This is a genomic window from Chamaesiphon sp. VAR_69_metabat_338, assembly GCF_031423935.1.
Taxonomy (GTDB): Bacteria; Cyanobacteriota; Cyanobacteriia; order Cyanobacteriales; family Chamaesiphonaceae; genus Chamaesiphon.
On the sequence record NZ_JANPGM010000165.1, the window covers coordinates 1 to 7,241 of the forward strand.

Annotated in this window: 6 protein-coding genes and 1 pseudogene; 4 read left to right on the forward strand and 3 right to left on the reverse strand. The window is 46.7% G+C overall.

The genetic code is table 11. The features are described from left to right. Window positions 1–271: 271 nt before the first annotated feature. Both RMO84_RS04875 and RMO84_RS04880 read right to left on the reverse strand, forming a co-directional pair. Window positions 272–1,681 (reverse strand): cytochrome P450, encoded by a 1,410-nt coding sequence (locus tag RMO84_RS04875; protein WP_310487357.1) that lies wholly within the window; start codon window positions 1,679–1,681, stop codon window positions 272–274. Window positions 1,682–1,965: 284 nt separating this feature from the next. Beyond that, window positions 1,966–3,339, reverse strand: coding sequence for a cytochrome P450 (locus tag RMO84_RS04880; protein WP_310487358.1), 1,374 nt, complete (start codon window positions 3,337–3,339; stop codon window positions 1,966–1,968). A 37-nt stretch (window positions 3,340–3,376) separates the two neighbouring features. On the opposite strand from RMO84_RS04880, the gene RMO84_RS04885 reads away from it, so the two are divergent. The 3 genes from RMO84_RS04885 to RMO84_RS04895 all read left to right on the forward strand — a co-directional run bounded on the left by RMO84_RS04885 (window position 3,377) and on the right by RMO84_RS04895 (window position 6,051). Continuing rightward, window positions 3,377–4,318: a TetR family transcriptional regulator gene (locus RMO84_RS04885; protein ID WP_310487359.1), complete on the forward strand. Its 942-nt coding sequence runs from the start codon at window positions 3,377–3,379 to the stop codon at window positions 4,316–4,318. A 96-nt stretch (window positions 4,319–4,414) separates the two neighbouring features. Continuing rightward, window positions 4,415–4,642 carry a hypothetical protein gene (locus RMO84_RS04890; protein WP_310487360.1) on the forward strand — a complete coding sequence of 76 codons (228 nt, stop codon included), beginning with the start codon at window positions 4,415–4,417 and terminating at the stop codon, window positions 4,640–4,642. A 221-nt stretch (window positions 4,643–4,863) separates the two neighbouring features. Beyond that, complete coding sequence (locus RMO84_RS04895) at window positions 4,864–6,051, forward strand: PQQ-dependent sugar dehydrogenase (RefSeq protein ID WP_396135772.1); 1,188 nt, start codon at window positions 4,864–4,866, stop codon at window positions 6,049–6,051. Between the two features lie 37 nt (window positions 6,052–6,088). On the opposite strand, the gene RMO84_RS04900 is transcribed toward RMO84_RS04895, so the two are convergent. Beyond that, complete coding sequence (locus RMO84_RS04900; RefSeq protein WP_310487361.1) at window positions 6,089–6,760, reverse strand: bacteriorhodopsin; 672 nt, start codon at window positions 6,758–6,760, stop codon at window positions 6,089–6,091. Window positions 6,761–7,151: 391 nt separating this feature from the next. Between RMO84_RS04900 and RMO84_RS04905 the strand changes: the two are divergent. Next, a pseudogene (locus RMO84_RS04905) lies at window positions 7,152–7,241 on the forward strand (ribulose-phosphate 3-epimerase); the annotation flags it as partial.

Genomic DNA, 7,241 nt, shown 5'->3' on the forward strand with positions numbered 1-7,241 from the left:
TATTTGCAGGCTTTTATGTGTGAAAATATTAGCTATGTGCATTGGTTTAGAAAGATAGTATTTTAGCTGTAATAATAGCCTTTTGTAGGAATGCTGTACCCATTTTTAGGAGGTGTATGTTCCAACATTCAACACTTCTGGTAAATCCCCTCCTCGGAGGGGTGCCCGAAGGGCGGGGTGGGTCGCCATCGTCGATCGAGCCAACTAACTCCAACTGCGCTAACATTTACAACAACTCCAAACGATTTCCTTAAGATCGAATTGGATCGATCTACAGGAGATCTGTGGGAAGCGGAGATCTACCCACCCCACCCTTCGGGCACCCCTCCTGGGAGGGGATTTTGGTAAATGTTGCTGTTAGCTTTTTCTGGGTCATGAATGGGCGGCGCACTGGCGAAATTTCGGCGGTAGTTGGTGTTACCGTCCAGTCGTAATTTTGCAACAACGTCGAGAGAATTATTTTCATCTCCATTTGGGCGAAGTCCGCGCCGATACAACTATGTACGCCACCGCCGAAACCTATTAATGAATATGGCTGTTTCTTATCCTCCTCACGCGGTGGTGCAAACCTGTCAGGATCGAATAAATCTGGATCTTGGTAAATTTCTGGTAAGCGATGGGTGAGCATTGGAAAAATGAGTAGATACCAACCTGCGGGGATCAGATAACCAGCATATTCGATATCGGCGATCGCCATGCGACTAATGAGAAAAAGTGGTGGATAGAGACGTTCGCCTTCTTTGAGGACATTACTCATTTGGGGTAGTTGGCGGAGATGGCTCATGGCAATCGGTTCGTCCCCAACTACTTGCTGGTGTTCGGCGCGGAGTTTTTGCCGCCATTCGGGACGATTGCCCAATTCAAATAACACCCAATCCATCAGGCTAGATGTCGTTTCATGTCCGGCAAACAAAAACAAGATCGCTTGATTGACGATCTGGGTTTCAGTGAACTTATTACCATCCTCATCGACGGTATTCATCAACAGCCCCAAGACATCCAGCGCATTGGCTGGATCGTTGCTGCGATCGATCCGTTCTCTAATTACTTGCCGAATATACTTGACAATTTTGCGGCGGGCAGCTTGCCCTCTACCATGAATGGTGAGGGGAGTATCCCACTTGAAGAGTCCATACAAACCTCCAGTTAGAGTCGTAAACCACTCGCTCACTTGCTGGATCTCTGCCGTTTTTTCGCTGCCTAAAAAAGTCTTCACCACGATAGCCAGCGTCAGCTTGCGTAATTCGGCATCGAGATCGATCGTGCCACGTTCGCCCCAATCAGCTACAGCCGCCGTCACTACCGACTGCACCGTATTAAAGTAAGAAGCGATCGCCTGTTGATGAAATACTGGTAAAATCATCTTTCGACTGGTACGATGCTGTTCGCCATCTTGAAGTAACACTGCATCGGTACTGACGATCGGGGCGAGATATTGATTGCCCAATCGCGATGATAACCTGTCGGCTTGCTCTTTTAAAACCAGGCGGTTGGCTTCTGGGCCGACTAGACAGGCAGCTTTCCCAAATCCTAATGCGGCTGTTTTAAACACATTGCCATGCTGCTGGTGCTGCTGCCAATAAAATAGCTCTTGCTTGCTGATGATGTTGATGATTTCACCAAATATCGGCAATCCAAAGCTACCCGGCATCATTTCAGCAGACTTGAGTCGATCGGTCATATTGGTGGTATCAGACAGGATGATTTTATTTTAAACAATCTGAATATCGGACTCCCGTCGAATCTCTGCAATTTTGCGATCGACATAGTTGTCAGACATGATTTTTGATTGGATTGTGATAGCGATCGATTAGTCAAAAAATCCCCTCCTCGGAGGGGTGCCCGACAGGGCGGGGTGGGTTCACCATCTTCGCGCGAACTCTTTCGATCGATCTGGCTTCCCGTTATCAATCGATCGAAGCTTCATAAAGGATTTGTGAGATGCGGAGATCTACCCACCCCGCCCTACGGGCACCCCTCCCAAGAGGGGATTTTTATGAACGTTGCTGTTAACTTTTTCTGCATACTAAAAGGTTTGCGGACTGGCGAAATTTCCGCAATGGTAGGTGCCACCGTCCAATCGTAATTTTGCAGCAAAGTCGAGAGAATTATCTTCATCTCCATATTTGCAAATTCCACGCCGATGCAGCTATGGGCACCGCCACCAAAACCAATTAGAGAGTACGGATATTTCTTGTCTTCCTCACGCGGGGGCGCAAACCTGTCGGGATCGAATGACTCTGGATCTTTATAAATTTCTGGCATTTGATGAGTCATGCTGGGGAAAATAATTGCATACCAACCAGCCGGAATAGTGTAGCCAGCATATTCGATATCTTCGATCGCCGCGCGAGCGATTGCGTGAACTGGGGGATAAAGGCGTTCGCCTTCTTTAAGAACGTTACTCAGTTGGGGCAGTTGGCGGAGCTGTTGGAGTTTTAATGGCTCATTACCCGCCACTTGTTGCAGTTCGGCGCGTAATTTCTGCCGCCATTCGGGACGATTGCCCAGTTCAAACATCAACCAACTCATCAGGCTAGAGGTAGTTTCATGGGCGGCAAATAGAAATCCGATCGCTTGATTGATAATTTGGGTTTCGGTAAATTTATTCCCATCTTCATCGACAATACTCATCAAGAAACCGATAACATCTTTGGATTTCTCTAAATCGCCCAGCTCAATTCTGTCTTTAATAATCTGCCGAATATAGTCAGCAATTTTGCGCCGTGCTGCTTGTCCGCGTCCGTAAAAAGTCAGAGGGCTATCCCACTTCACCATCCCATTGAGGCTGTTTAATAAGGTTACATACCATTGGGATACTCGATCGATATCTTCTGTTTTGTTGCTACCCAGAAACGTCCGAATTGCGATCGCCAGTGTCAGCTTCCGCATCTCGGTTTCCAGGTTAATGGTGCCCAACTTGCCCCAATTTGCCACTGTTTCGTTAACAACCGCCTGAATCGTGTCAAAGTAAGACGCGATCGCCTGATGGTGAAACATCGGCATAATCAGCTTTCGACTGGCGCGATGCTCTGCGCCATCTTGCAGCAATACCAGATCTTTACTGACGATCGGTTCTAGCGATCGATTCCCCAGTCGCGATGATAACTTGTCGGCTGCATCTTTTAATACCAATTGGTTAGCCTCTGGCCCAATCAGACAAGCACATTTACCAAAACCGATCGCCTTTGGTAGTGATATTTTGAAAATATTGCCGTACTGTTGGTACTGCTGCCAATAAAATAGCTCTTGTTGGGCGAGGATGCCGATCGTCTGCCCAATGAACGGCAATCCAAAACTACCTGGCATCATGTCTGCGGACTTGAGTTTATCGGTCATAACAACAATTTATTCCAAATTGTGACACAATTAGTTTATGAGCAAGTCCTCATCTTTGTCAAGCGATAAAACTCTCCGCCGCCAACCTCAACAAAAACGTGGGAAGCAGCGGGTAGAGAAGATTCTCATCGCCGCTGCGGAAGTTTTCGCAGCGGCAGGATTTGCAGCGGCGACAATCCAACAAATAGCCGATCGAGCCAGTACCGCAGTCGGTTCGATTTACCAATTTTTTCCAGATAAATTAGCAATTTTCAATGCTATATTTACCGAGCATCTGCGGCTGGAGGAGTGTATCGAGGCGGATTTTTTCGCTCAGAGAATCGATCGACCACTCGATCGAGGTATTAGTGAATATATCGATGCCTATGCAATCTATTACGAGGAGCCAATTCCCCGCTGTATTGTCGTACAGTATTACTTGCAGCCGATCGGAGAGATGGAAACTATGATGGCCGATATTCCTACTCTTCAGTCAATTTCAAACAAAAGACATGCCAATTTTTATCGCCAACGCAACCCCAGTTTGAGTATAGCCAAAAGTGAATTACTGTCGGAGGTTGCTCACAAGATCGTTCAGGGGTTGGTGCCGAATGTGCTCAAAAATGATGCAAAATATCGACAGGATATCTATGCCGAGATTAAAGATGTCCTCTATGGCTATCTCAATCCGCACATCGGCGACCATTTACTCCAATCGTCTAATCAATTGATGATATGCCCTGACTGTCAGAGCGATCGAGTGGCGAAGAATGGTAAACAGCAAGGCAAGCAAAGATACATCTGTAGAGGATGTGGGCGGCAATTTCTCGATCGATACACCCAAAGAGGATATCCTCTAGAAATTAGACACAGGTGTCTAGATCTCCACAAAGCAGGAATCGGCTTTCGGGAAATCGAACGTCAAACTGGGGTAGATTGCAATACGGTAATTAATTGGGTGAAGAGTCTGGAGTCAGGGCAAGATGGAGATCGATCTTAGTTAATCGTTTAGGATCTCAGAACTAAGATCGATTCAATTGATGTTTCAAATCACTATAATTTTCGGTAAGGATTAAAACTTTATTTTGGTTTTACTATGACGCAAGTTATCGAAATTCCGATCGGATTAGCTCAATTTCAACTTCCCACAGCAGTTCAAGATTCGGCAGAGCCGACGCTACGCGAACGCTTACAATTTTTACTCGATCGACAAGATGCAGGTACACAGCTTTCCGAACACGAGCGACAAGAGGCTGAGGGGTTAGTGGAGTTGGCTGAGTTCCTATCATTGCTAAAGCTACGATCGCACCAAGTAACGGAGTAGGCTGCGATGAATATTCTCACATCTCTCTGTTCGTTTCTCGTAAATCTAGTAGGGGTAATTCATGAATTACCCTTACTAGATTTACGCCAGAAAATACTAGATTTTAAAGCAAATCGAAATTCTAATTATCTTTCGTCCTAGATACTTAGAAAAGGATGTAAAAATATAGATAGATCGGCAGTGTCCAATCGCCGAAATATTTTAGCAATCTGTAGCTTGTTGTGAATATCCTCACCAAATTCTCGTGGCGATCTCTAGCATTGAAAACGATCGCGCTTGCAGTGATATCTAGTCTGGCTTGTTCTAGTAACGCCCAGAAATCTCCAGTCAGTCAGAGTGCCCAGGCAAATTATCGTCTAGTTCCCGTAGTCAGCGGGTTAGAAAATCCCTGGAGTGTGGCTTGGCTACCAGATCGTACCATGCTCGTCACCGAGCGGCCTGGGCGGCTGCGAATCGTCCGTAATGGTGTCCTCGATCCTACCGCGATCGGCGGCGTTCCAGCGGTATTTGCCAGCGGTCAGGGGGGATTGATGGATGTTTCGCTCCATCCGCAATTTGCCAAAAATCGGCTGGTTTATCTCACCTACGCTCACGGCAACGACACCGCCAATCGCACGCGACTGGCAAGAGCAGTGTTTGATGGCAAAAACCTCAAAAATCTGCAAGTTATCTTTGAAGTCACTCCCGTCAAACCCGGTTCGCAACATTTTGGTTCGCGGATCGTGTGGTTACCCGATAATACCCTGCTACTGGCGATCGGCGATGGTGGCAATCCCCCACTGCAAATCGAGGGTAAATTACCCCGCTTCCAAGCTCAAAATCGGCGTAGCCAGCTCGGTAAAGTCCTCCGCCTCAAAGATGATGGTTCGATTCCCCGCGATAATCCTTTCGTCAAAGCTGCGAATATCAACCCCGCAATCTGGAGCTACGGACATCGGAATATTCAAGGCATGACCTTCGACCCAGTTACCAAGCGAGTTTGGGCGACAGAACACGGATCGAACGGCGGTGACGAACTCAACCTAGTGCAAAAAGGCAAAAACTATGGTTGGCCGTTGGCTACCTATAGTAAAGAGTATGGATCTAGTAGCGATATTTCACCAAATAAATCGTTACCTGGATTGGAAGATCCCAAAGCAGTTTGGACGCCAGCGATCGCACCTTCGGGTTTGACAACTTACAATGGAAAGCGATTTCCACAATGGCAAAAAAATCTCTTTGCAGGCGGATTGGTCGATCGAGCAGTCCGTAGAATCGAGCTAGATGCTAATGGCAAAGTCCTCAACCAAGAGCAGATCTCAATCGGCTCGCGGGTCAGAGATGTCCGTCAAGGCCCCGATGAGTTATTGTATATTTTGACTGATGAATCTGACGGTAAACTCATCCGATTAGAACCAGCACAACGGTAAAAGTTACTTAATACACGCAGGATTAGCGAGTATTGATTCAAACCTTTTGCGACTCTAGCTGGTACAAAGAGTTGAGCGATAGGAATCCGAATCCGACTTTAGAAGCTAAATCCAGCAGCGTGTAGCTCATCGTTTCGTATCCTTGACTGATAACGCCAAAACCAGTCGCAGCCAAAATCCAGACGACAGGATATAGAGTCCACAATACGACGTGAGCGGTCAGCAGCTTCCGAAATACTTGCTTGGCGTGGGGGTAGTGTGCTTCTGCTTGGCTGCGGTAGGGTTTGAGCAAGAGGTAAAGCGTGGCTAAAAATGCACCACAGCTCACCAAATACCAGATTTGATTCATCGGTTTGGGTGTAATTGCGCCGACGAATCCCGTCGCAATCATATAGGCATTGGCCCCGAGTAAGCTACACGTAATTGGTAAATTGGTGCGACCCAAAAAAGCGAGATCGAGGATGAGTAAAGGTGTCGAGCAAAACCAGGTGATATATCGCACCCAAAATGTCGGTCGATCGTAAATAACTTGCGAGCCTAAACCCAGAGACATCGCTAAATACAATCCCGCAGCGATGAGACAGATAAAAAAATTCAGGGTATATAGAATCTGCCATCGCCGCTCTGAAGCACGGTGTGCGCCAAATCCAAATACGAGGCTACCCAATACCATCCCGACTACACCGATCTGAAGCCAAATTTGTACCATGATTTAAGTTGAGATAGACGACTCCGAACCGCTCGGTGCAATGCTTATCTCTAGTGTTTCTGATTTGGGTGTGGTTGTTATCTAGCGATCGAGAGATTTATCGAGTTAACCAGGACTAGTTAGGCTATTTGGCTTTTGAATCGCTTTTGTGCCAAACTTCCTGCAACTCATATTCAACCGATGTCGATCCTCCTGTGCTGCATATTCAACTTGTCCAGTGCGGCTCGATCCGATCGCGATCTCCCGATCGGATCGCCAACTAGTTGCTGAGATCGCTAACTCGATCGGTCATAAATAGTAACTTAGCCGATCGGTTCCTAACCCCTGTTAAAATTGTAGAAATTGTTAAAATTTTTACCGAAATTTAAACTTCAGGAGAACTATAGTAATTATGAGCAATAAATCCCTAGTGATTTCCCCGTCCATCCTCTCAGCGGATTTTAGCCGCTTGGGTGAAGAAATTCGGAATGTCGATGCCGCT